Here is a 24,381-nt window from a genome sequence, read left to right as displayed (position 1 = left end):
GAACTGAAAACGGCGAAAGGGCCCGATCATGCAATTGAGCCTCGATCAGGCGAAGGTGCTGTGCCGCGCGGCCGCGATCGGCGCGGGCGCGAGCGAAGCGGCGGCCGACGCGCTGGCGGACGCGTCGGTGACGGCGGAGGCCGAAGGCCGTTCGTCGGTCGGGCTGTCGCATTTCATCGACTATCTGGAGGCCATGGATGCCGGCCGCCTCGACGGCAAGGCGGAGCCCGCGATCTCGCGGCCGGCGCTGGCCATGTTCCTTTCGGACGCGCGAAAGGGCGCGGCGCATACCGGCTTCGCCCGCATCTTCGAAGACCTCGTCAAGGCGGCGAAGCTGTTCGGCGTGGCGGTGTTCTCCCAGAAGAACGCCTATACCTGCGGCGAACTCGGCTATTTCACCGGCCGTCTCGCCGCCCAGGGTCTGGTGGCGCTGGCCGCCACCAACGGCCCGGCGCTGCTGGCCGGTTCCGGCGGCACCAGGCCGGTCTACTGCACCAACCCGCTCTCCTTCGCGGCGCCGGCCGCCGACGGCCCGCCCCTGCTCATCGACCAGGCTTCCAGCGCCACCGCCTTCGTCAACATCCGCAAGGCGGCGGCCAAGGGCCAGACCATCCCGCCGGGCTGGGCGGTGGACGCCGCCGGGAACCCCACGACCGACCCGGCGTCGGCTATGAAGGGCGCATTGCTGGCCTTCGGCGGTGAACGCGGCGCCAACATCGCGCTGATGGTGGAGGTGCTGGCGGCGGGCCTCACCGGCGCCAACTGGTCCCTGGATGCGCCGTCCTTCATGGCGGGAGCGGAAAACCCCGGCACCGGGCTGTTCGTGCTGGCGCTGGAGCCGAAACTGCTCGACGCGCGGTTCGAGCAGCGCATGCGCGCGCAGATGGATCGGCTGGGTACGCAATACGGCGTCTACATGCCTGGCGCCGGCAAGGCGCAAGCCGCGGCACGCGCGTCCGCAGCGGGAGTGGACGTACCGACGGAGGTCGTGAAACGAATTTCCGACTTCGCCGCGCGACGCCCGCCGGCCTCATAGAGGCCGCCATCAGCCCGGCTGCACGAGGTTCCAGCGGCGGATGATCGGCTCGTCCGGATCGTGCTCGTAACCCAGAATGCTTTGGCTCGCGGTGTCGAGCGCCAGCAGCGCGCCGGCCTGCGGCGGCAGCCCCAGCCAGCGGGCGGCAAGCACGCGCAGGAAATGCGAACTGGAAAACAGCAGAGCGTTGCGGCCGAGCTCCCGCAACCGCGCCACGACGCGGTCGGCGCGCAGGCCGATTTCCGCCACGCTTTCGCCGTCGGGACAGCCGTCGCGGAAAAGTCGCCAGCCGGGGCGCCGGGCCAGGATCTGCTCCGTGGTCAGTCCCTCATAGGCGCCGTAGTCCCATTCCGCCAGGTCCGGATCGACGACGCTTCCGGCCCCGAAGCCGGCAAGCGCGCAGGTTTGGCGCGCACGCTGGGAGGGGCTTGACCAGACCGCCGCGACCCGCAAGCCCTGCAGGCGCGTCTGGAGCCGGCGCGCGGCCGCCTCGCCCGCCGCCGTCAGGGCGATGTCGGTGCGGCCGGTGTGCCGGCCGGTGGCGCTCCATTCGGTCTCGCCATGCCGCACCAGATGAATTTCGGGAAAAGCGCTGCCCATCCTGTCCTCCCAACTTCCGCCATGGTCCTTGCCCGCATACCGCAAAACGACGGCAGGGGCGTCAGCGTTCCAGCCGGCGGCGACGATGACAAGCCTTCTCTGCTGGCGCCGATGCGACGATGCGTCCGGCCCGTCGCGGGACCCTTTGCCTTTGCCGCGAAACCGACTATGAAACGGCTTCAGCCAAGCCCCAGCCGCGTCTGGAAAAGTGCCGGAGCCAGCCATGACCGAGATATTGCAGACTCCCAAGCTCGTCGTCGTTTTCGGCGGCTCAGGCTTCCTGGGCCGGCACGTGGTGCGGGCGCTCGCCCAGCGCGGCTACCGCATCCGCGCCGCCTGCCGCAGGCCGGACCTGGCCGGCCACCTCCAGCCGCTCGGCAATGTCGGCCAGATCCAGCCGGTGCAGGCCAACCTGCGCGTGCGCTGGTCGGTGGACAATGCGGTGCAGGGCGCCGACCATGTCGTCAACCTCGTCGGCATATTGCACGAGAGCGGCCGGCAGCGCTTCTCGGCGGTGCATGATTTCGGCGCACGCGCCGTGGCCGAGGCCGCGCGCAATATCGGCGCCGGCCTCACCCATGTTTCGGCGCTGGGCGCCGACCTCAATTCGGCTTCCGCTTACGCCCGCACCAAGGCGCGGGGCGAAAAGGCGGTTCTGGAGACGGTGAAGGACGCGGTGGTTTTCCGGCCGTCGATCAATTTCGGCCCCGAGGACGGCTTCTTCAACCGCTTCGCCAACATGGCGCGCTATTCCCCGGCGCTGCCGCTGATCGGCGGCGGCGCGACCAAGTTCCAGCCGGTCTACGTGGCCGACGTGGCCGAGGCCGTCGCCAGCTCCGTGGACAACGTCATCGAGCGCGGCCGTATCTACGAGCTGGGCGGACCGGAAGTGCTGACCTTCAGGGAATGCATGGAAGAGCTGCTCAAGGTGATCGACCGCAAGCGCCTGCTGGTGCCGGTGCCGTGGTGGCTGGCCGATCTCCAGGCATCGTTCCTCGGCCTGTTGCCAAACCCGATGCTCACCCGCGACCAGGTCACCCAGTTGCGGCAGCACAACATCGTCTCGGAGACTGCGGCACGGGAAGGCCGCACCTTGCAGGGCCTCGGCATCCAGGCGCAGTCTGTGGGTACGATCCTGCCCAGCTATCTGTGGCGCTTCCGCGCCGCCGGCCAGTTCCAGCGCAAGCCGGCGGCCTGACGCCCCGGCCCCGCGACAGCGGGGCGGCTCAGCCCCAGACGAAGAGGGCGGCCAGACCGAGCCCCCCGACGACCAGCCGCCACCAGCCGAACAGTGCGTAGCCATGCCGCGAGACGTAGCCGAGCAGGCTGCGCACCACGATGACCGCCACGACGAAAGCGGCGACGAAGCCGATGGCGATGACCGGGAAATCGGCGGCCGAAAGGATGTGCCGGTTCTTGAACAGGTCGAGCGTGAACGCGCCCAGCATGGTCGGCACCGCCAGGAAGAAGGAGAATTCGGCCGCCGCGCGCTTGTCCACCCCCATCAGCATGGAGCCGACGATGGTGGCGCCCGAGCGCGAGGTGCCGGGGATCATCGCCAGGCACTGGAACAGGCCGATCTTGAGGCAGGTCGACAGCGGCAGCTCCGAGGCGTCGTGGTGGCGGGGCTTGAGGTCCAGCCGGTCGATCCACAAGAGCACGATACCGCCGAGGATCAGCATGATGCAGATCAGCTTCGGCGTCTCGAACAGCACTGTCTTGATGAAATCATGCGCGATGACGCCGATCACCGCCGCCGGCAGGAAGGCCAGCACCACCCCGACCATCAGACGCACCGAACGGTCCTTCGGCAGGTCCGGCGCCAGGAAAAGGTTGGGGCGGCGGCGTCTGAGCGTCGCAGTCACCACCTCCCAGGCGCAGCCGCCCAGCCAGACGATGGAGGCCAGCACGCCGACGATCGTCTCGCCCAGCAGCTTGATCGCGTCGGGCCGCCGCAGGAAGGCGAAGATCTTGCCCGAATAGACGGTGAGGATGGCAAGGATGGCGCCGAGCTGGATCAGCACCTCGAACACCTTGCCGGTGGATTCGAAGCCGAGGAAGTGGCCGGCGAGCAGGATATGGCCTGTGGACGAGACGGGAATGAACTCGGTCAATCCTTCCAGCAGGCCGAGCAGCAGCGCCTCGACGATCGTGTGCGTTTCCATGCGGTCTCCAGCGCTTGCTTGTCATGGCGCGCAAGTGACCCTATAGCTCGCAGCACCCGACGGCCCGCTTGTCCGGGCCGCCAAGATTTATCGGCGCGGCCGGCGATTCGCCAGACGCTTTTGTCATCACGGAACCATGCTGACGCTTTTCCATCATCCGATGTTCGCCTCCTGCCGGTTCGTGCGTCTCGCTTTCGGCGAGTACGGCGAGGAGTTGGCGCTGGTCGAGGAGAAGCCGTGGACGCGGCGCAAGGAGTTCCTGGCGCTCAACCCCGCGGGCACGCTGCCCATCCTGCTGGCGGAGGGCGACGTGCCGATCGTCGGCGCCACCGTGATAGCCGAATATCTGGACGAGACGCGCGGCGTGCTGAAGCGCGAGCGTCGGCTGTTCGTGGAAGGGCCGATGGAGCGCGCCGAAATCCGCCGGCTGATGGACTGGTACCTGGCCAAGGCCGAGAGCGAGGTGACCCGCCATCTGGTGCGCGAGCGCGTGCTGAAGCCGCAGATGCCGCCCGAGGCCGGCGGCGGCTCGCCCGATTCGGCCGCCATCCGCGCCGCCCGGGCCAATATCCGCCAGCATATGAAATACACAAACTGGCTGGCCGGCACCCGCCACTGGCTGGCCGGCACCCGCCCGACCTATGCCGACCTCGCCGCAGCGGCCGCGCTTTCGGTGCTCGACTATCTGGGCGAGATCAACTGGGACGAATATCCCGCCGCGCGCGAATGGTACACAAGGGTCAAGTCGCGCCCCTCGTTCCGGCCTCTGCTGGCCGACCGGGTGCGCGGCATTTCGCCGGTGTCGCATTATGCGGACCTCGACTTCTGACAGCGCCAAGCTTCGCGCGCTGATCGACCGGGAGGCAGCGGCCGCCGGCTTCGACGCCGTCGCCGTCACCCGGCCCGATGCCATTCCCCAGGCGCCGGCGCGGCTCGCCGAATTCGTCGCCGCCGGCTTCCACGGCTCGATGGACTGGATCGCCGAGACACTGCAGCGCCGCGCCGATCCCTCCGTTCTGTGGCCCCAGGTGCGCTCCATCATCGTGCTGGCCATGAACTACGGCCCGGACGAGGATCCCCGCCCGCTGCTGTCGCGCCGGGACCGCGGCGCGGTGTCGGTCTATGCCCGCAACCGCGACTATCACGAGGTGATGAAGGGGCGGCTGAAGGAGATCGCGGGCAAGCTGGCCTCCCGCGCCGGCGGCGACGTCAAGGTGTTCGTGGATACGGCGCCCGTCATGGAAAAGCCGCTGGCCGCCGCCGCCGGCATCGGCTGGCAGGGCAAGCACACCAACCTGGTCAGCCGCGCGCACGGCTCCTGGCTGTTCCTGGGCTCCATCTTCACCACGGCCGAGCTTGAACCGGACGCCCCCGAGACCGACCGTTGCGGCTCCTGCCGCGCCTGCCTCGACGCCTGCCCGACGAAGGCCTTTCCCGCGCCCTACAAGCTCGATGCGCGGCGCTGCATCTCCTACCTCACCATCGAGAACAAGGGCCCGATCCCGCGCGAATTCCGCGCCGCGATCGGCAACCGCATCTATGGCTGCGACGATTGCCTGGCCGCCTGCCCGTGGAACAAGTTCGCGCAGGCCGCCTCGGAAGCAAAGCTCGCCGCGCGCGAGGACCTGCGCGCGCCGAAGCTGACCGACCTGCTGGCGCTGGACGATCCCGCCTTCCGCGCCTTCTTCTCCGGCTCGCCGGTGAAGCGCATCGGCCGCGACCGTTTCATCCGCAACGTGCTGGTGGCGGCAGGCAATTCCGACGACATCTGCCTCGTGCCGCAAGTGCGGATGCTGCTTGCCGATCCGTCGCCGCTGGTGCGGGGCGCCGCGGTGTGGGCGCTGTCGCGCCTGGCCTTGGAAGAGGTTCGCGCTGCCGCCCGAGCGTCGCTTGCAGCGGAGACCGACGAGGACGTGCGCGCCGAGTGGCGCGCGGCATTGGCCGACGAGATGGAGACGCACGCGTGACCGGGACAGGAACCTTCATCTTCGGCGCCGGCTATTCGGCCAGGGCCTTCGCGCACGCCAACAGGGATTTCGGCGCCTTCGCCGGCACGACGCGCACGGAGCAAAAATTCGAGGCACTGCGCGCAGCCGGGATCTCGCCCCTGGTCTTCGATGGCGCGCTGACGCCTCGGATCGAGGCGGCCCTTGCCGAAACGACGCATCTGGTCGTCTCCATAGCACCGGAGGAAGCCGGCGATCCCGTGCTGAGGGCGGCGCGCGATGCGATCGGGTCGAAAATGCCGGGGCTGGCGTGGATCGGCTATCTCTCCACCGTCGGCGTCTATGGCGACCGCGGCGGCGGCTGGGTCGACGAGACGGGCGAGGGCCGTCCGGTATCGCGCCGCTCGAAGCTGCGGCTGGAGGCCGAGCGGGCGTGGCAGGCGCTGGCCCAAGAGACGGGCCTGCCAGTGGCGATCTTGCGGCTTTCGGGCATCTACGGGCCGGGCCGCAACGCCTTCGTCAACCTCGAAAACGGCACGGCGCGGCGGCTGGTCAAGCCCGGGCAGGTGTTCAACCGCATCCACCGCGACGACATCGCCGGTGCGCTGCGGCATCTGGCCGAGCGGCGGCTGGGCGGCATCTTCAACGTCACCGACGACACGCCCGCGCCGCCGCAGGACGTGGTGGCCTACGCGGCCTCGCTCATGGGCGTCGCGCCGCCGCCGGAGACGGATTTCGAGACCGCCCAACTTTCGCCCATGGCACGGTCATTCTATGGCGAGAACAAGCGAGTCGCCAACACGGCCCTCAGGCGCGCAGGCTATCGCCTGCGCTTTGCCGACTACCGCGCCGCGCTGGACCACATGTGGGCTGCCGGCGACTGGACCGAGGGCGCGGCGCGCAGCCCGATGAAACGCCCGTAGGCCGGCGTTAACGAACGGGTAAGCATGGCGGGGCACTGTCGCAGGCAGAGGTGCGAATTCCATGAAGATGCTGAAACGATCCCTGTGCGCCATCTCCGCGCGCCTGCTGGCCGGGCTGGCGGTCGCGGCCACCCTTGCCGGGCCCGGCCCGGCGGGGGCCGAGCAACTGGCCAAGAACCTGTTCGGCGCCGAGCAGTTGCCGGCGGCAACGGTGCCGCAGTCGATCGGCTTCTATTCGAAGGGCTGCTTCGCGGGCGGCGTCGCCATTCCGATGACCGGCCCGACCTGGGAGGTCATGCGCCCCTCACGCAACCGCAACTGGGGACATCCGGCGCTGATTGCGCTGCTGGAGCAGTTCTCGCGCGACGCGGTGGCCGACGGCTGGCCGGGCCTGCTGATCGGCGACATCTCGCAGCCGCGCGGCGGGCCGATGCGCGACGGCCATGCCTCGCACCAGATCGGGCTCGACGCCGACATCTGGTTCAGGCCCATGCCGCCGCAGCCCTATTCGCTGGCCGAGCGCGAGAAGGTGCCGTTCGTGTCGATGCTGAAGCCGAACTCGCTGACGGTCGACGACAGGCGCTGGACGCCCGCCCACACGCTGCTGCTGAAGCGCGCGGCGAGCTACAGCCAGGTCGAGCGCATATTGGTGCATCCGGGCATCAAGAAGCGGCTGTGCGACACCGTCGTCGGCGACCGCTCGTGGCTGCGCAAGATCCGGCCCTTCTGGGGCCACGACGCGCATTTCCACATCCGCATCGGCTGCCAGCCCGGCTCGCCCGACTGCAAGAAGCAGGCTGCGGTTCCGACTGGCGAGGGCTGCGACAAGTCGCTGGCCTGGTGGTTTACCGCCGAGCCCTGGCGGCCGAACAAGAACCCCGACGCCCCCAAGGCGCGCGACCTGATGACCATGGCGAGCCTGCCGAAGGAATGCAGGGCGGTGCTGGCCGCGCCCAACCCGCCCTCCATGGAAGCCGCCACCTATCGCGGCGGTAGCGCCGTGGCCGCCGCGCCCGCCGCGCCGCCCACGACGATCGGCGGCGAGGCGCCTGCCATCCCCGTCACCGCCAGCGCCTTTGCGCCCACGCCCGCCATCGGCGTGCCGCTGCCGCGCCCGCGGCCGGGAAATTGACGTTTAACTGCCCCGCGCCTCTTTTGCGCTGGCGTTCGCTTGGCTATAGGCTCAACCGATCCGAGCGCGAACGGGGAATGCGAATGCCAGGCGAGGACCAGACGGAGCTGCGCTTTCCGATTCTGATCGGCGACATCGGCGGCACCAATGCGCGCTTCTCGGTCGTGCTCGACGCGCATTCCGAGGCGGGCGAGCCGCAGATCGTGCAGACCGCCGACTTCGCCACCATAGACGACGCGATCCGCGTGGCCGTGCTCGACCGTTCCTCGGTGCAGCCCGCATCGGCCGTGCTGGCCGTCGCGGGGCCCGTCGATGGCGACGAGATCCCGCTCACCAACTGCCCCTGGGTGGTCAAGCCGAAATGCATGCTGGCAGGCCTGGGGCTGAGCGACGTGGTGGTGCTCAACGACTTCGAGGCGCAGGCGCTTGCCGTGGTGGCGCTGGGCGAGGAGCACATGGAAAAGATCGGCGGCGGCACGCCCGAGCCGCATACCGGACGCGTGGTGCTCGGTCCCGGTACCGGGCTCGGCGTCGCCGGGCTGATCCATGTGCTCGATCGGTGGATTCCCGTGCCCGGCGAGGGCGGGCACATGGACATCGGCCCCCGCACGCCGCGCGACTATCAGGTTTTCCCGCATATCGAGACGATCGAGGGCCGCGTCTCGGGCGAGCAGATCCTGTGCGGGCGCGGGCTGGTCAACACCTACCGCGCCGTGGCGGCGGCCGACGGCAAACCCGCCCCCTTCACCAGGCCGGCCGAGATCACCGCCGCGGCGCTGGCCGACAGCGATCCGGTGGCGAAGGAGGCGCTGTCGACGTTCGTCACCTGCCTCGGCCGCACCGCGGGCGACCTGGCGCTGGTGTTCATGAGCCGCGGCGGCGTGTTCCTCACCGGCGGCATCGTGCAGAAGATCGTGCCGGCGCTAAAGGCCGGCAATTTCCGCGAGGCCTTCGAGGACAAGGCCCCGCACCGCGAATTGCTGCGCGCAATGCCGGTCTATGTCATCACCCATCCGCTCGCGGCCCTTGCCGGGCTGGCCGCCTATGCCCGCGCGCCCTGGCTGTTCGGCGTTTCCACCAAAGGCCGCCGCTGGCAGGCCTGAGCCGCCAGGCCGCGAATCCGGACCGCCCCGGCGCTTTGGCCATAGGCAAGCGCGGCCTATGCCTATATGAGGAAGCCGGGCGCGGCAGGCGCCTGCGCACAACGTGCCGAGCGGACCCGAGACGTGACTTCCAGCGACCCTAAAAGACGGCCAGCGCCCGGCGAGGTCATCGCCGTCATCAAGCGCATCCTGGCCGAGAACGGCCGCGACTATGTCGGGCTCTACGCGCTGGCGTCGGTGTGCCTCGTCGCCGTCGCGGCCACGACCGGGCTCGCGGCCTGGATCATGAAGCCGCTGGTGGACGACATCTTCGTCGAGCAGCGCTACGACCGCGCGCCGCTGATCTGCGGCGGCGTGATCCTCATTTTCCTCGTGCGCGGCCTGGCCAACTATGGCCAGGCCGTCACCCTGTCGAAAATCGGCAACAGCGTGGTGGCCCGCTACCAGAAGCGCGTCTTCAGCCACCTGATGCGGCTGGGCATCGGCTTCTACAACGAGACCCGCTCGGGCCGGCTCGCCGCCCGCATCAACGAGAACGTCGCCGGCATACGCGACCTGCTCGGCATGACCCTGAAGTCGGTGATCGGCGACCTGGTGACGCTTGTGGGCCTGATCGGCGTGATGGTCTGGCAGCAGCCCTTCCTGGCGCTCAGCGTGCTCGTCATCGGCCCGCCGCTGGTGTGGGCGGTCAGCTACATCATGCGCCGGGTGCGCCGCGTGACGCGCGAATCGGTCGAGATCAACTCCTCCCTCATCGGCGCCATGCAGGAGGCGGTGCAGGGCATCTCCGTGGTGAAGGCCTTCACCATGGAGGACCAGCTCACGGCCAAGATCGGCGAACTGGTCGACCGGGCGGAGTCGCGCTACAACAAGATCGCGCGCGTGTCCGAGCGGCTGACGCCGCTTTCGGAGATGCTGGCCGGCTTCGCCGTGGCCGGCGTCATCGGCTATGCCAGCTACCGGGCGGCCGTCGACAACCATCCTCCGGGCGACGTGCTGTCCTTCATCACCGCGCTGCTGCTGGCCTACGACCCGGCGCGGCGGCTTGCGCGCACGCAGGTCTTCGTCGAGCGGGCGCTGGTCAACGCGCGCATGATCTACGAGCTTCTCGACCTCAAGCCGCAGGGCGACGCGCCGGGAGCGCATGAGGCCCGCATCACGCAGGGCGAGGTGCGCTTCCGCAACGTCTCCTTCGGCTACGCGCCGGACGCGCCCGTGCTGCGCGACCTCTCCTTCACGGCCGCCGCCGGCAAGACCACGGCGATCGTCGGCGCCTCCGGCGCCGGCAAGACCACGCTGGTGGCGCTGCTCCAGCATTTTCACGACCTCGATTCCGGCACGATCGAGGTGGACGGCCAGGACATAGCCGAGGTGACGAAGCGTTCGCTGCGCCGCGGCATCGCCTATGTCTCGCAACAGCCCTATCTGTTCGAGGGCAGCATCCGCGACAATATCCGCTACGGGCGACCGGACGCCGGCGACGAGGAGATCGAGACCGCGGCGCAGCTGGCGCAGGCGGACGGCTTCATCCGCCACCAGCCGCAAGGCTACGACACGCCGGTGGGCGAGAACGGCGTCACCCTTTCGGGCGGGCAGCGCCAGCGCCTGTCGATCGCCCGCGCCATCGTGCGCCGAGCGCCGATCCTGCTCCTGGACGAGGCGACCTCGGCGCTGGACACCGAATCGGAGGCACGCGTGCAGGAGGCGCTGGCCGAGGTGATGCGCGAGCGCACCACCATCGTCATCGCCCACCGCCTGTCGACGGTGGTCAATGCCGATCACATCGTGGTGCTGGACGCGGGGCGCCTGGTCGAGGAAGGCACGCATGCCGAACTGATGGCCAAGCCGCGCGGCGTCTATGCCCGCTTCCACCGCATGCAGGGCGGCAACGGCCTCGGCCTGGTGGACGACGGCGCCGCCGAGGGAATAGATACCGACGGCGGCAAGCCGAGGAAGACGGCCGGGAGAAGCGCATGAGCGAAGCTGGATCGGAGATGGGGCTGGTGGTGGTCGGCGTTGCCGGCCGCATGGGACAGGCGCTGATCCGCGCCGTGGCCGCCATGCCCGGCGCGCGCGTGGCCGGCGCCATCGAAAGGGCCGGCTCCGCGCATATCGGCAAGGACGCCGGCGAGCTTGCCGGCATCGGCCATATCGGAGTGGCGATCGGCGACGACCCGCTGCCGGCCTTCGCCAAGGCCGACGGCGTGCTCGACTTCACCACGCCGGCGGCAAGCGTGGAATTCGCCGGCTATGCCGCGCAGGCGCGCATCGTCCATGTCGTCGGCACCACCGGCTGCACCGCCGGGGACGACGCCAGGATCGCCGCGGCCGCCCGCCACGCCACCATCGTGAAATCGGGCAATATGAGCCTCGGCGTCAATCTGCTGGCCGTGCTGGCGGAGCAGGCGGCGCGTGCGCTGGGGCCTGACGACTTCGACATCGAGATCCTGGAAATGCACCACCGCCACAAGGTGGACGCGCCTTCCGGCACGGCGCTGCTGCTGGGCGAGGCCGCCGCCGTCGGGCGCGGCATCGCGCTTTCCGGCAACGACGTGCGCGTGCGCGACGGCCACACCGGCGTGCGCCGGGCGGGCTCGATCGGCTTCGCCACGCTGCGGGGCGGCTCCGTGGTGGGCGAGCATTCGGTGATGCTGGCCGGCACTGGCGAGCGAATCACGCTGACCCACCAGGCCGAGGACCGCGCCATATTCGCGCGCGGCGCGGTGAAGGCGGCGCTGTGGGCCAGGGACAGGAAACCCGGCCTCTATTCGATGCGGGACGTGCTCGGGCTGGCCTGAGCCTTGCCGGAAAAGCTGAAGGAGAAGAAATGACGCGGACCCTCGTGCTCGTGCGCCACGGCCAGAGCGAATGGAACCTGAAGAACCTGTTCACCGGCTGGCGCGACGTGGACCTGACCGAGCAAGGACACGCCGAGGCCAGGGCCGCCGGCGAAAAGCTGAAGGCGCGTGGGCTGAAGTTCGACGTCGCCTTCACCTCGGACCTGCAGCGCGCCCAGAAGACCTGCCGGCACATTCTCGACATCGTCGGCCAGAGCGGGCTGGAGACGATCCGCAACCAGGCGCTGAACGAGCGCGACTACGGCGACCTCTCCGGCCTGGACAAGGACGATGCGCGCAGGAAATGGGGCGAGGACCAGGTGCATGTCTGGCGCCGCTCCTACGACATCGCGCCTCCCGGCGGCGAGAGCCTGAGGGACACCGGCGCTCGCGTGTGGCCCTATTATCTGCACGACATGCAGCCGCGCGTGCTGGGCGGCGGCACGGTGCTGGTGGCGGCCCACGGCAATTCCCTGCGCGCGCTCATCATGGCGCTGGACGGGCTGTCGAAGGAGGAGGTGGTGAAGCTGGAACTCGGCACCGGCGTGCCGATCGTCTACACGCTCAACGCCGATTCCACGGTGGCTTCGAAGGAGGTCCTGGCCGGCTGACGGCCGCGCGGACGCCCATGCGGGGGCGCCGGCCGGCAAGTCGCGGTGCGCAAATGAAAAAAGCGCGTTGACACGGGCGGCCGGCCCGCTTACATGAGCCCGCACCAGCCCAGATGGCGGAATTGGTAGACGCGCACGGTTCAGGTCCGTGTGCCGCGAGGCGTGGAGGTTCGAGTCCTCTTCTGGGCACCAATCCAACACTAACGTGTTGACGCTGCATAGAATTCAATGAAAATAATGGCTTAAAGCTACCCGGTGATACACACGGGTGACGCACATGGTGCTAGCGATGAGCCGTCCTTGGAAGCATCCGAAGACCGGAATTTACTGGCTGCGAAAACGGGTGCCGACGAAAGTGGCTGCGATAATCGGTCGCAGCATAGTCACCAAGAGCCTGGAGACCCGCGACCCTGAAGAGGCCAAGCGGAAATTCGCCGACGCTCTCGCTGACCTGACGTCGCAATGGGCCTCGATCGGCGAGCACAAGCGAACCATTACGGATCGTGAGGCGCACTTCCTCGCGAAAGCGATCGAAAAGGATTGGCTCGAAAAATTCCGTGACAACCCGAGTGAGCAGCTCTGGTGGCACACGGAAATCTACTGCGGAATGTGGGGCGCTAAATATCCACGGGCCGAAACGCCAGCCCGTCCGGGTGAACCGGGAACAATGCCGGTGGACAACGTTTTTTGGCGCTCCATGCGCAGCGGCTGCATGGAGCTAGCCAGCGACCTTCTCAAGGAAAACAACTTCGACGACGATGAATGGAGCCTCTTGAAGACCGCCCGGGCGGTGAGCGATGCAATTCAGCGTGCCTGTGTGGTTCTGGCACGCGAAGAACGGGGTATATACGAGCCTGGAGGAGCTCCGGCTGGGCTCGGCGAATTGGCGCGCGACAGTGCCACACCTTCAGCCACGGGCATGCCGGTGCGGAATCAGCATGTGGCGACTGGTGCCGCGCACAGCGCCATCTCCCCGGCCGTGGGCATACCCGCCCTGTCGCGCCGTGGGGGCAATAGCGTCTCTCTTGTCGGCCTCGTGGAAGACTGGTGGCTGGAAGCCAAGGCGACCGGGCGAAAACCAAGTACCTATGAAAGCTACCGAAACACCTTCGCAAACTTCCGGGCCTTTCTGGGTCACGACGATGTCGGTCGTATCGGACGCCAAGAGGTGATCAGCTTCAAGGATCACCGGTTGAGCGCACCCTCGCGCCGGACTGGCAAACAGGTTTCAGCAAAGACGGTGAAGGACACCGACCTAACCGCGCTTCGCGTCGTTTTTGGCTGGGCAGAGACGAACGGCAAAGTCGCCAGCAATCCGGCGTCGGGCGTATCAATTCGCCTCGCTAAGAAGGCGAAACTGCGCTCGAAGGGCTTCACCGAGGGGGAAGCGAAAGCCATTCTCATTGCGGCGATGAAGCACAGGCGTGGGTCGGAGGCACCCAAGACATTCGCAGCCAAGCGCTGGATACCGTGGCTGTGTGCTTTCACGGGGGCACGGGTGGGTGAACTGGCACAGCTGAGAAAGCAGGACGTATTTCAGCAAAATGGCCATTGGATCATACGCATCACACCCGAGGCGGGCACGGTGAAAACAAACGAAGCACGAGAAGCGGTGCTCCACGCGCAGCTGATCGAACTCGGCTTCCCCGAGTTTGCAGCGGCAGCAGCCGATGGCTATCTTTTTCTCTCACCCGCTGATGATGGCAGTGTTCGCGGGCCGCTCCAGGGGTTAAAGAACAGGCTGGCGGAATTTTCCCGCAAAATAGTATCGGACCCGAATGTCGCGCCCAATCATGGGTGGCGGCACCGCTTCAAGACGATCGGCATGGAAGCGGGCATACCAACGCGCGTATTGGATGCCATCCAAGGTCACGCGCCTCGTTCCGTGTCGGACTCGTACGGCGACGTGACGATAAAAACGATTGCTGTCGAAATAGCAAAATTCCCAAGTTTTGACCTACAGGAGCCGCCGAAATCGCTTGAATAGGCAGGAACCACCTGGCCCCGTTTATGCGCCGCGCGCCAAGCGAGGAGACGGTGACGTCGTTAGAGGATGCACAGTGCGCAATAGTGGTCGGTCGTTTCGATTTTTCTCGTCGGAGAAAACGGCTCAGGGCTGCGAATTCATTGGCTTTGACGGTGAGCCGATGGCCTGGACTGATCATCCAACTTGGAAACAAGCGTCGGGTGCTTTCTCGTCCGTCGTGTCAGTTCTCGGATCAAATCGTCCACCCAAGGCGCGTGACGAATAATCCACTGCTGCCCTCTGCCACCGAGTTGAGGACGAATTTCAATAATATGTCCCGTCACGCTCGGGGTGGGTATGGGAGATTTGCCGAGATCCTTTATGAAAGGCCGTTGAACGGCTCCCGCTCTTGCCCAGGTGTCCAAACCATGGCCCGCATTACGGCTGAGCGCATCCACGTCTCCTGGCAGTATCTTTTCGGACCAGAGATATACGATGGCTTGCTTATCGCGGCTCTTGTTCCGTCTGTCGCCGTAGCTGATCCGGTTCTCCAATTCGGCATTGATCGCGTCGCCAGCGCGCTTGTTTGGGGCCTTTGTCCCGGCTCCCAGCTCATCCCAGCGTAGAATCGCCCCCGCATAGGCCTCCGCAATGAGGCCAAGATATTCCTCCCGGCTCGGCTTTCTGGTCAGCGCCTCCGTCTTTGTTAGCCGAATGGACTGCTTTGGCTTTCTGGTGCCGATTGCCGCCGCGCTTTCCTTCATTTCCGCAGTGGGCCGCTCGACACGGGCACCCATGGATTTGCGCTGCGGGCCAGCTGGCACTTTTCCAGACATCTGATCCAGCAATGTTGTCGGTTTCCCGGGCATCAATTCCTCCATTTTTGTCGGTTTCCCCGAAAGTATTGATCCGTTTCCCGGACAATTTCAAGACGCCGATTTTTTGGCGGAAGCGCCGGTAAAGGGCCTGTGGCGCAATGCCAATTCCATATGGCGGCCCATTTCGGTCGACGGGAACAGCCCCTTCCGAAACCCGCCCTCAGACGCGCGTGATGATGGTTCGAGTAGAACCAGCATACGTTCGGACTGTGGCTTGGGGGCGACTTTAGTGGCTGAGAACATCACAAGCGTCGAAACCAAGTAGCAGCCGGTCAACAACCTCGTAGGTCAGCAATCCCCTGGAAGGACAGTGAAGATGCCCACCATCAACGAATACATGCAGGAACATGTGAACTGGATGCAGTCATACCTGGACCGCGGTTTCGAGGTCACGTTCCTGAGCATTATGTTTAACCCGCTGCCTGAATCCCAGCACGTGAAGAAGCTCATGATGGAGGAGGCAATTTTCGACTGCTACCGCAAGGCAGTGAAGGCGATGTTTCGGAGACCGCGCTCGGTCAGAATGCAGGATTTGCCATTTTGGGTCACGTCCCACGACTGGCCGGTGTGGAAGGGCGATCACAAGATGAAGCGTGACCATCTCGTCAACATCGCCATCAATGATGGCCTGCACCTCCACGCCATGTGCTTGACCCCGCCGAACACGCGGCTTGGGATGTCGTTTGAATTGCACCATCATGAGAATCAGTTGCGCTACGCACCAAAGGACGGCCCAATCAACCGCATCCACGCCAGCACGGTAGCTGAAGAAAATGTTAAAAAGACCGCACGTTATGCGCTGAAATCCATCGAGCGGCGGCGTATCGGTGTCGGCGACGCCATCATCTTGCCGAAAAGTCACTCGGAATTTTCGCGGCTGGGCAAAATCGAAACACCCCGTGATGCCGCCCAGAGGCGTATGTTCGATTTCGCGCTGCGCCGAACTGATGCCAATTGAGTCCGACAACAAGATTTTTTCGATCGTCTTTTCCGAGGCAACCACGTCCAACCCGGAAGACGTCCTATTCGCAACGCTCCTGGAGCGCACCATGAATGCCGCGCCCACGGCGAAGGACCTCGTGAAACTGCGCAATATGATCGGCGTCCAGGAATTGCCTCACGGCCATTTATGGGCCCGCACTGTCATTTTCGAGAACGCAATCCGCGACAAGCGGTGGGGCGAGCAATGCCAGAAGGAATTCGCCGGATTCGTCCAGGACCTGACCGAGTACCGGAGCACGATCGAAGTGTTCGAGATCATGCTTGCGATGGCGGCCAACAAGCGCGACTTCGCATCGGTACGCAGCCTGACCATCCGAGCGAAACCGAAAACGGCGAAGAAGTATGCTTCCCGGCCTTGCTCCGACGCTCTCCCGATACTGCGACGCCCGAGGACATCCACTGTTTTCAGTTGTATCAACATGAGAACGGCGTCGTGCCTACGACCATCAACGGCATGGGCTCGGCGTTTCGATTCCTGTTCCTGGTGACGCTGAAGCGGCGGAATCTGGCACGTGTGCTGGTGATCATGCGCTAACCACGCAAGCTGCCAGAGGTGGTGAGCGTGGAGGGCGCAGCGCGGCCCTGCTCGAAGCAGCACCTGCCATTAAGTACAAGGCCGCGCTCGGTGTCGCCTATGGCGCGGGTCTGTGCGTATCGGAGGTCGCGCACCTCAAGGTCGACGATATCGACAGCGCACACATGCTGATCCGGGTCGAACAGGAGGGACGCAAGGATCGCAACGCCATGCTCTCGCTGCAACTCTGGGAACTACTAAGAACCTGCATTGATAAATTTGTCATTGCTAAATTAATCGCGTATTGCCCGATTTTCGCGGGTCATGAACTCTCAGTTCGATCATGTGTTAATGACCGATCTGGTGCGCCGCTCCCGAACGATTACGAGCTCTTCATGGAATACCAAAATCTGGCCGAAACGCTGGGATTGCCTGTCGGCGACCTTTTCAAGATCTTGACGGATGCCGCTCCTGGTTTCGTCTGGGTTGCCGATCACCGTGGGAACGTAACTTACGCGAACAAGAGCTGGTGTGGTTTTACAGGGTTTACGATCGATGCATCGTTGCGCCACGGCTGGCTCGATGCCCTTCACCCAGATGACGCCGATAAAATAAGAAAATTGCTGGACACGCCGCGACCCGGTTTCTCGAATTTCGAGATGGCGGTTCAATATCGCCGATATGACGATGTTTATTTTTGGCACATGGTTCGGGCATGCCCAATTCCTTCCGCGCCTGGGTTTTGGATCGGGTGCGCCGTCGAAATCCATAATCAAGCCATATCCCGGGAGAAGGCTGACGCCCAGGTGCGCATTCTGGAGATGGTCGCATCAGGCGCAGCGATCCATGACATCCTGGCGGCGCTGTGTATCTATGCGGAGAACATACTTCCAGGCGCGAAGTGTTCGATCCTGCTCGTCGATGCAGAGGAAGGAGTATTCACTGGAGGTGTCGCGCCAACACTTCCTCCAATTATGACAGAAGCGCTGGCGGGTATCGGCATTGGAACTGGTGTAGGCTCCTGCGGTACGGCCGCATCCGAGCGGCGCGATGTCATTGTGTCGGACATCGCGACAGACCCTTTGTGGTTGGACTGGCGAGAGCTGGCGCATTCCAATGGTCTGCGCGCGTGCTGGTCTCGGCCCGTTTTTTCATCAACTGGAGTGGTCTTGGCCACTTTCGCATTTTATTTTGCTGAAAAGCGGTCGCCGACATCGGATGAAACAAGCCAGATGGAGGGCATTACACATATCGCATCCTTCGCGCTTGAGCACAGTCATACCGCAAGCGCGCTGTCAGAAAGCGAGGAGCACTACCGCCATTCGGTCGAGCTCAATCCGCAAATACCGTGGACCGCCGATCCGGACGGCAACGTCCTTTCTGTTTCTTCTCGTTGGACTGCCCTGACCGGGCTGACGCAACAGGAGGGGCTTGGGAGCGGGTGGGGAAGGTCGATTCATCCTGAAGATGTTGAGGCAACTCTGGCTCAGTGGCATGAATGTCTCTCCAGTGGCGGCATTGAGGATTTTCAATACCGCATGCGCCTTCGGGACGGTAGCTATCGATGGGTCAGAGCGCGGGCGGCACCAAGACGCGACGAGCAGGGCAACATCGTTCGTTGGTACGGGACGCTTGAGGACGTTCATGAACATCGTCTCGCGGAAGATGCCCTTCGGCGCGCAGCATATGTCGACGACCTGACGGGACTGCCAAACCGCCGACACTTCGACGAGGAACTGCAGCAGGCATTGCGCTCGCGCGGTCAGAACCAGGGAGTTGTCGGGTTGCTCGTGCTCGACATGGACGACTTCAAGCAAGTGAACAGCCGCTTTGGCCGTGCGGCGGGAGATGCCGTGTTGCGCCTATTCTCTCGTCACCTGCGAAAACTGATGATGCCGACCGAATTCGCGGCGCGATTGGGCGGGGACGAGTTCGGAGTTATCCTGAAGGCGGTCGACGATGAGCGAGAGGTGCAGGCGCGAGCCATGCAGTTGATGGCGTCGCTCGACACCTACCTCAAGCGGAGCGTAAGAGCACGAAATTGCCATGCAAGCGTTGGCGGCGCGGTCTCGACCCCGGGGGACAGTGCCGACGAACTGTTCAAGAAGGCAAGCTTGGCTCTCTATTCGCTGAGGAAAACAAAGCAACGCGCCGTCAAGTTATTTACGCCTGAGATCGGCATCCGAAATCGGCAAAAAATCGACCAAATCGAACTGGCACGCGAGGCGCTGCGATTCGGTTGGATCATACCTTATTACCAACCCAAAATTTCCTTGCTGGATGATAGGATTGTCGGCCTCGAAGCGCTGATCCGAATTTCGCACCCGGAAGAAGGAATTCTCCCGCCTGCGCGTATTCTGGCTGCGCTTGACCACCCCCATGTTGGCAGCGAGCTTGGGGAAAGGATGATGTCGCTGGTCATCCAGGATCTGAAAGCGTGGCGGGCAAACGGAACAGTCGTCGGCCATGTTGCGCTCAACCTTTCCGCGGAGCATCTGACCCGGCCCGATTTTGCCGACCACCTTCTTGCCGATCTCCAGCAAGCACGCCTGGCAAGCGACTCGCTCAAGCTCGAGATCACGGAGCGGGTTTTGATCGAGGAATTGTCTGGGGATATCAGGGATGCGCTGGTTAGGTTGCAAGAAACTGGAGTCGGAATCTCGCTCGACGATTTTGGTACCGGCTACGCTTCCCTGACCCATTTGCAGTATTTCCCAGTCAATGAAATCAAGATTGATCGCTCGTTCGTCGATAGACTGGCGGGTGATGCTGGCAACGCAGCCATCGTGAAGGCGATGATTCAACTCGGGCGAAGCCTCGATGTTGATTTCCGCTGAGAGCTGACCCGGGATTTTCGCCGAGAAGTGACCCGCCTTCATGTATGGTTTGGGTCTTAGGTTTTGGTCAAGGGGCGGCTTTCTCCTTCTTGCTCGTTGCGGCCTGTGCTGAGCTGTTCTTGAAGCGGAAGCTGTCGTTTCCGGTTTCCAAGATGTGGCAATGATGGGTGAGGCGATCGAGCAGCGCCGTCGTCATCTTGGCATCACCGAAGACGGTCGCCCATTCGCTGAAGCTGAGGTTGGTGGTGATGACGACGCTGGTGCGCTCGTAGAGCGTGCTCAGTAGATGGAACAACAGCGCCCCGCCTGACGCGCTGAAGGGCAGATATCCGAGTTCATCGAGGATGACGAGATCGGAATGGGCGAGCCGGTTGGCGATCTGGCCGGCCTTGCCTTGGGCCTTCTCCTGCTCGAGCGTGTTGACAAGCTCGACGGTGGAGAAGAAGCGCACACGCTTGCGGTGATGCTCGACCGCCTGCACGCCAAGGGCGGTGGCGACGTGGGTCTTTCCGGTGCCAGGGCCGCCGACAAGCACGACATTGTTGGCATCGCCCATGAACTCGCATCGATGGAGCTGACGCACGAGGGCTTCATTGATCTCGCTGCTGGCGAAGTCGAAGCCTGCCAGGTCGCGATAGACCGGGAAGCGTGCACTCTTGAGCTGATAGGCCACGGATCTGACCTCTCGCTCGGCCATCTCGGCCTTCAGCAGCTGCGACAGGATCGGGATGGCGGCCTCGAAGGCGGGAGAAGCCTGCTCGGTGAACTCGGCGACGGCCTGCGCCATGCCGTGCATCTTGAGGCTCCGGAGCATGATGACGATGGCGCCGCTGGCGGGATCATGACGCATGACGCACCTCCCGAACCTGGCGCAGCGCATCGTAGCGCTCGACATTGGCCTGTGGCTCCTTGACCAGGCTCAGCGCCTGCGGCGCATCCACGACGGGTGCCGTGATCGGCTTGCCGTCGACCAGCCGATGCAGGAGATTAAGGATATGGACCTTGGTCGGCACGCCAGCCTGCAGGGCCATCTCCACTGCCGTCAGCACGACCTGCTCGTCATGTTGCAGGACAAGCGACAGGATCTCGACCATCTCGCGGTCGCCGCCGGGCTTCCTGAGCAGGTGCTGCTGCAGCCGTTTGAAGGCTTCGGGGAGTTCAGTAAAGGGAGCGCCGTTGCGCAGAGCACCGGGCTTGCGCTGGATGACCGCCAGATAGTGACGCCAGTCGTAAACGGTGCGACCGGGGCCGTCATGCGAACGCTCGATGATGCGGCGGTGCTCGCACACGATCTGCCCCTCCGCGGCAACCACAATCCGCTCCGGATAGACCCGGAGACTAACCGGCCGGTTGGCAAAGGACGCCGGCACGCTGTAGCGGTTGCGCTCCAAATGGACGAGGCAGGTCGGAGAGACCCGCTTGGTGTATTCGACGAAGCCATCGAAGAGGCGTGGCATCGGCATCAGGAACCGCGCTTCCTCGGCCCGGATGTCTTCGATCGTTCCCGGCCTAAGGCCATGGGGAATCTGTTGCCACAGCGCCCGACACCGCTGTTCCAGCCAGTCGTTCAAGGCCTCCAGCGAGGGAAAGCGCGGCATTGGCTGCCATAACCGGTGGCGCGCATCCTGGACGTTCTTCTCGACCTGTCCCTTCTCCCAGCCCGAAGCCGGATTGCAGAACTCGGTCTCGAACAGATAATGGCTGGCCATGGCCGAGAAGCGGGCATTGACCTGCCGCTCCTTGCCGCGGCCGATCCTGTCGACCGCCGTGCGCATGTTGTCGTAGATCCCGCGCCGGGGAACGCCGCCCAGAACCCGGAAGGCGTGGTTGTGGGCGTCGAACAGCATCTCGTGCGTTTGCAGCGGATAGGCCCGCACGATGAAGGCACGGCTGTAGCTGAGCTTGAAGTGCGCCACCTGAAGTTTGGTGCGCTCGCCGCCGATGACCGCCCAGTCTTCCGACCAGTCGAACTGGAAGGCCTCCCCGGGCTCGAACGCCAGCGGCACGAAGGTGCCGCGCCCGCTCGTTTGCATCTGACGCTGGCGCTCTTCCTTCCAGGTCCGCGCAAAGGCGGCGACACGACCATATGAGCCCTCATAGCCGAGGCTCATCAGATCGGCGTGCAACTGCTTGATCGTGCGCTTCTGCTTGCGCGGCCTGTTTGCTTCCGTCCTCAGCCAGGCAGACAGCCGCTCGGCATAGGCATCAAGCTTGCTCGGCCGCTCCGGCGCCTTGAAGCGGGGCTCGACCTCACCTGATCGCAGGTATTTGCGGATCGTATTCCGCGACAGTCCCGTGCGCCGTGCAATCTCCCGGATCGAATGTCCATCTCGCAGATGCCAGCGTCGGATAACGCTCAGTAACGCCATGTCTATCACTCCAAAGTCCCCTGCAATCAACCAGCAGGGGTGGGTTCAAACATGGGTCACTTCTCAATGGAAAAATCCCTCAATCCCGGGTCAGCTCTCAGCGGAAATCAACAAGCGGTCTTCACCAAGAACCGTTCGCAGCAGGACGGAGAAGCCGTTCGCTGCCTTTTTGGGCCGCTTCGATAGATGCATCAATCGTCCTCATCGTCATCGAGAATCTTCAGCATCTCACGCAGGCGCTCCTTGCTTCGTGGTTTCATGCGCTGATACTTCCGAAAGAACGCCGTATCGGCGGCGTCCTGCTGGGTTACCGCTTCCACCGCGAGCAAGTATTCAACTGTTGTATCCAAGGCTTTCGCTATTTGCTGAAGCTTTTCGGCAGACGGTCGGGCAACGTCCTTGTTCTCGATCTGCCATATGTAACTCTTGCTGGACTCGACCTTTTCGGCAAGCGCTTCAAGCGTGAGTCCTTTTGCCAGTCGAGCTTCCCGCACCCGTTCGCCTAAGGGGGTTGACATCATTCGCCTCCTTTGCGGGATAAAGTTCGCTATCACGTCACTTCCTATGCTTGACAGACGCCACACGCAACCCCATCTTTCGCCAAGTTCGCAATCGCGAACTTCGATTCCCTGTTTTGCGAGACGAGGAGCGTGCAATGACCAGAGGAAAGAATGTAAGTGGGACGCATCATATTGTCCCCAATTCTGGGGGCGGGTGGGATATCCGCCGCGGTGGTAGCAGCCGATCGAGTGGCCACTTCGACACTAAGCAGGATGCGGTCGATCGTGGACGCCAGATCAGCCGCAATGCCGATACCGAGCTGAAAATCCACAATCGGGATGGCCGGATCGGGCAATCGGACTCGCACGGCAACGATCCCCGCAACATCAAAGGCTGACCAAATGAACGCGCCCGTTCTCATGTCGAAGCAAGCCGAGGAACTGCTCGAAGATCTGGCGGAGTCCTTGCAGGTTCCACCTTCTCGATATGAGGCGGCAGAGCGTAGCTACAAGTCGGTAGGGGATTGGCTCCATCGTGAGGCCTCCAGCCTGAGGTTCGCCGCCCCCCAGGTCTACGTTCAAGGATCGTTTCGCCTCGGCACGGCAATCCGGCCTTTCGCCGAGGATGAGGATTACGACATCGATCTCGTGTGCGAGCTTTCGGTGTCAAAATCTCATCTCAGCCAAGTGCAGTTGAAAGCTGCGCTCGGCAAGGAAATTGTCGCTTACGCGGATGCTCATAAGATGCAGCGCCCGACGGAGGGGCAGCGATGCTGGACGTTGGCCTATGCCGATGGTGCCCAATTCCACCTCGATACCTTACCGGCCATCCCGGACGGCCCGCGTCAACGGCTTCTTCTTGAGAATCGTGGCTACTCGACCCAATGGTCCGAAACGGCGATCGCGATCACCGACCAAGACCATTATGCGTATCGTGAGATTGCGGATGATTGGCCGCACAGCAATCCCAAAGGTTTCTGCAACTGGTTTCGCTCGCGGATGGCCGTGATCTTCGAGGCGCGCCGCCGCGCGCTCGCTCTCGAGGCCCGTGCCAGTGTCGAGGATATTCCGGAATATAGAGTGCGCACGCCGCTCCAGAGTGCGATCCAGATCCTCAAGCATCATCGCGACCGAATGTTTGTTGGCAGGGGCGATGAAAAGCCCATTTCGATCATTCTGACGACGTTGTCGGCGCGTGCCTATCAGCAAGAACCCACGATCTCGGCTGCTCTCTTCAGCATTCTCCGGGGCATGGCGAATTTCATCGAGTATCGGAACGGCGTCGCCTGGATCGAAAACCCGACCGACCCGGCCGAGAATTTCGCTGATCGGTGGCAGAGCCATCCCGAACGCCGGGGGGCGTTCTATGAGTGGCTGAATCAGGCTCAAGCTGACTTCACCAACGCGGCGATCGCTGCCACGAGGGACGCAGCCATGGCCGCACTCGAGCCTCGCCTTGGCAGGCAATTGATGGAAGCGGCGAATGCCCGACGCGCTGGAGGGAATGCAAACGGGCTTCTCGGCCGTATCGTGGGAGGTGCCCGTGCTGTCGGACGGGTCCTGAATCCGTCGCACAAGCAAGCGGCCCCGTGGAATATCCTCGAACAGGGGTCCGTCGATATTGAGCGCGCGACGATGCAACGCAATGGCTTCCGGCCCGAGGAATTCGTCAGTGACGGAGGCCCTCTGCCAAAGCATTGCAGCTTGCGTTTCGAGGCGGAAACGAACGTGCCCAAGCCGTACAAAGTCTACTGGCAGGTGGTGAACACCGGGCGAGAGGCCGCGAATGCAAACGGGCTTCGCGGCGGTTTCGATGAGGGGATCGTGTCGGTTGGAAAGCTGACGCGGGACGAATCGACCAGCTATTCGGGCACCCACAGCATCGAGTGTTTCATCGTCAAAAACGGTCTTCTCGCGGCAAAGAGCGGCCAGTTCATCGTGAATATCCAGTGAGGCCGCGGG

The 24,381-nt window shown here is 64.1% G+C and carries 22 protein-coding genes and 1 tRNA gene; 17 read left to right on the top strand and 6 right to left on the bottom strand.

What is annotated here, in order from left to right; all coding sequences use genetic code 11:
• Positions 1–28 precede the first annotated feature (28 nt).
• On the top strand, positions 29–1,036 hold the full coding sequence (locus ACTDI4_RS03745) for an Ldh family oxidoreductase (RefSeq protein ID WP_442839878.1): 1,008 nt from the start codon (positions 29–31) through the stop codon (positions 1,034–1,036).
• Between the two features lie 9 nt (positions 1,037–1,045).
• Here ACTDI4_RS03745 and ACTDI4_RS03740 read toward each other — a convergent pair whose 3' ends face one another.
• A complete protein-coding gene (locus tag ACTDI4_RS03740; RefSeq protein ID WP_442839877.1) occupies positions 1,046–1,636 on the bottom strand; it encodes a histidine phosphatase family protein in 591 nt (196 codons plus the stop codon).
• A 223-nt stretch (positions 1,637–1,859) separates the two neighbouring features.
• Between ACTDI4_RS03740 and ACTDI4_RS03735 the strand changes: the two genes are divergently transcribed.
• The gene (locus tag ACTDI4_RS03735) at positions 1,860–2,834 is read left to right on the top strand and encodes a complex I NDUFA9 subunit family protein (protein ID WP_442839876.1); all 975 of its coding nucleotides are present in this window, start codon (positions 1,860–1,862) and stop codon (positions 2,832–2,834) included.
• A 28-nt stretch (positions 2,835–2,862) separates the two neighbouring features.
• Here the strand turns inward: ACTDI4_RS03735 and ACTDI4_RS03730 are convergent, their stop codons facing one another.
• On the bottom strand, positions 2,863–3,801 hold the full coding sequence (locus ACTDI4_RS03730) for an undecaprenyl-diphosphate phosphatase (protein WP_442839875.1): 939 nt from the start codon (positions 3,799–3,801) through the stop codon (positions 2,863–2,865).
• Between the two features lie 136 nt (positions 3,802–3,937).
• Between ACTDI4_RS03730 and ACTDI4_RS03725 the strand changes: the two genes are divergently transcribed.
• From ACTDI4_RS03725 to ACTDI4_RS03680, 10 genes are all read left to right on the top strand, one after another.
• Positions 3,938–4,630 carry a glutathione S-transferase family protein gene (locus tag ACTDI4_RS03725; RefSeq protein ID WP_442839874.1) on the top strand — a complete coding sequence of 231 codons (693 nt, stop codon included), beginning with the start codon at positions 3,938–3,940 and terminating at the stop codon, positions 4,628–4,630.
• The gene (queG, locus tag ACTDI4_RS03720; RefSeq protein WP_442839873.1) at positions 4,611–5,768 is read left to right on the top strand and encodes a tRNA epoxyqueuosine(34) reductase QueG; all 1,158 of its coding nucleotides are present in this window, start codon (positions 4,611–4,613) and stop codon (positions 5,766–5,768) included. Before ACTDI4_RS03725 ends, queG begins: the two co-directional genes overlap by 20 nt.
• The gene (locus ACTDI4_RS03715; RefSeq protein ID WP_442839872.1) at positions 5,765–6,670 is read left to right on the top strand and encodes an SDR family oxidoreductase; all 906 of its coding nucleotides are present in this window, start codon (positions 5,765–5,767) and stop codon (positions 6,668–6,670) included. Before queG ends, ACTDI4_RS03715 begins: the two co-directional genes overlap by 4 nt.
• Before the next feature lie 61 nt (positions 6,671–6,731).
• Complete coding sequence (gene mepA / locus ACTDI4_RS03710) at positions 6,732–7,802, top strand: penicillin-insensitive murein endopeptidase (RefSeq protein WP_442839871.1); 1,071 nt, start codon at positions 6,732–6,734, stop codon at positions 7,800–7,802.
• A gap of 83 nt (positions 7,803–7,885) precedes the next feature.
• Positions 7,886–8,905, top strand: a complete 1,020-nt coding sequence (locus ACTDI4_RS03705) for a glucokinase (protein ID WP_442839870.1) — start codon at positions 7,886–7,888, stop codon at positions 8,903–8,905.
• Positions 8,906–8,971: 66 nt separating this feature from the next.
• Entirely contained in the window at positions 8,972–10,882 is a 1,911-nt protein-coding gene (locus ACTDI4_RS03700) for an ABC transporter ATP-binding protein (RefSeq protein WP_442839869.1), read from the top strand.
• The gene (gene dapB, locus ACTDI4_RS03695) at positions 10,879–11,703 is read left to right on the top strand and encodes a 4-hydroxy-tetrahydrodipicolinate reductase (RefSeq protein WP_442839868.1); all 825 of its coding nucleotides are present in this window, start codon (positions 10,879–10,881) and stop codon (positions 11,701–11,703) included. The genes ACTDI4_RS03700 and dapB overlap by 4 nt, the downstream gene beginning before the upstream one ends.
• Before the next feature lie 29 nt (positions 11,704–11,732).
• A complete protein-coding gene (locus ACTDI4_RS03690; protein WP_442839867.1) occupies positions 11,733–12,353 on the top strand; it encodes a 2,3-bisphosphoglycerate-dependent phosphoglycerate mutase in 621 nt (206 codons plus the stop codon).
• Between the two features lie 107 nt (positions 12,354–12,460).
• A tRNA-Leu gene (locus ACTDI4_RS03685) sits at positions 12,461–12,545 on the top strand.
• An 85-nt stretch (positions 12,546–12,630) separates the two neighbouring features.
• Positions 12,631–14,340, top strand: coding sequence for a DUF6538 domain-containing protein (locus ACTDI4_RS03680; protein WP_442839866.1), 1,710 nt, complete (start codon positions 12,631–12,633; stop codon positions 14,338–14,340).
• A 137-nt stretch (positions 14,341–14,477) separates the two neighbouring features.
• Here the strand turns inward: ACTDI4_RS03680 and ACTDI4_RS03675 are convergent, their stop codons facing one another.
• Entirely contained in the window at positions 14,478–15,200 is a 723-nt protein-coding gene (locus ACTDI4_RS03675; protein ID WP_442839865.1) for a hypothetical protein, read from the bottom strand.
• Positions 15,201–15,513: 313 nt separating this feature from the next.
• Here ACTDI4_RS03675 and ACTDI4_RS03670 point away from each other — a divergent pair, with 313 nt between their 5' ends.
• From ACTDI4_RS03670 to ACTDI4_RS03660, 3 genes are read left to right on the top strand one after another with little or no spacing between them, the layout of a single operon-like run.
• Entirely contained in the window at positions 15,514–16,155 is a 642-nt protein-coding gene (locus tag ACTDI4_RS03670; protein ID WP_442839864.1) for a hypothetical protein, read from the top strand.
• A complete protein-coding gene (locus ACTDI4_RS03665; protein WP_442839863.1) occupies positions 16,145–16,687 on the top strand; it encodes a hypothetical protein in 543 nt (180 codons plus the stop codon). The genes ACTDI4_RS03670 and ACTDI4_RS03665 overlap by 11 nt, the downstream gene beginning before the upstream one ends.
• Entirely contained in the window at positions 16,671–19,550 is a 2,880-nt protein-coding gene (locus ACTDI4_RS03660) for an EAL domain-containing protein (protein ID WP_442843255.1), read from the top strand. Before ACTDI4_RS03665 ends, ACTDI4_RS03660 begins: the two co-directional genes overlap by 17 nt.
• A 67-nt stretch (positions 19,551–19,617) precedes the next feature.
• On the opposite strand, the gene istB is transcribed toward ACTDI4_RS03660, so the two are convergent.
• The 3 genes from istB to ACTDI4_RS03645 all read right to left on the bottom strand — a co-directional run bounded on the left by istB (position 19,618) and on the right by ACTDI4_RS03645 (position 22,440).
• On the bottom strand, positions 19,618–20,400 hold the full coding sequence (gene istB, locus ACTDI4_RS03655; protein WP_442839862.1) for an IS21-like element helper ATPase IstB: 783 nt from the start codon (positions 20,398–20,400) through the stop codon (positions 19,618–19,620).
• Complete coding sequence (gene istA, locus ACTDI4_RS03650) at positions 20,390–21,919, bottom strand: IS21 family transposase (RefSeq protein WP_442843254.1); 1,530 nt, start codon at positions 21,917–21,919, stop codon at positions 20,390–20,392. The genes istB and istA overlap by 11 nt, the downstream gene beginning before the upstream one ends.
• A 191-nt stretch (positions 21,920–22,110) precedes the next feature.
• Positions 22,111–22,440 (bottom strand): helix-turn-helix domain-containing protein, encoded by a 330-nt coding sequence (locus ACTDI4_RS03645; protein WP_442839861.1) that lies wholly within the window; start codon positions 22,438–22,440, stop codon positions 22,111–22,113.
• Between the two features lie 134 nt (positions 22,441–22,574).
• On the opposite strand from ACTDI4_RS03645, the gene ACTDI4_RS03640 reads away from it, so the two are divergent.
• Both ACTDI4_RS03640 and ACTDI4_RS03635 read left to right on the top strand, forming a co-directional pair.
• Positions 22,575–22,817 carry a DUF2188 domain-containing protein gene (locus ACTDI4_RS03640; RefSeq protein ID WP_442839860.1) on the top strand — a complete coding sequence of 81 codons (243 nt, stop codon included), beginning with the start codon at positions 22,575–22,577 and terminating at the stop codon, positions 22,815–22,817.
• 4 nt (positions 22,818–22,821) lie between these two features.
• Complete coding sequence (locus tag ACTDI4_RS03635; RefSeq protein ID WP_442839859.1) at positions 22,822–24,372, top strand: nucleotidyltransferase; 1,551 nt, start codon at positions 22,822–22,824, stop codon at positions 24,370–24,372.
• Positions 24,373–24,381 lie beyond the last annotated feature (9 nt).

The sequence above is a fragment of the Mesorhizobium sp. PUT5 genome (assembly GCF_052216645.1).
Lineage (GTDB): Bacteria > Pseudomonadota > Alphaproteobacteria > Rhizobiales > Rhizobiaceae > Mesorhizobium.
The sequence above is the reverse complement of the archived record's forward strand: the minus strand, read 5'-3'. Positions and strand labels throughout refer to the sequence as shown.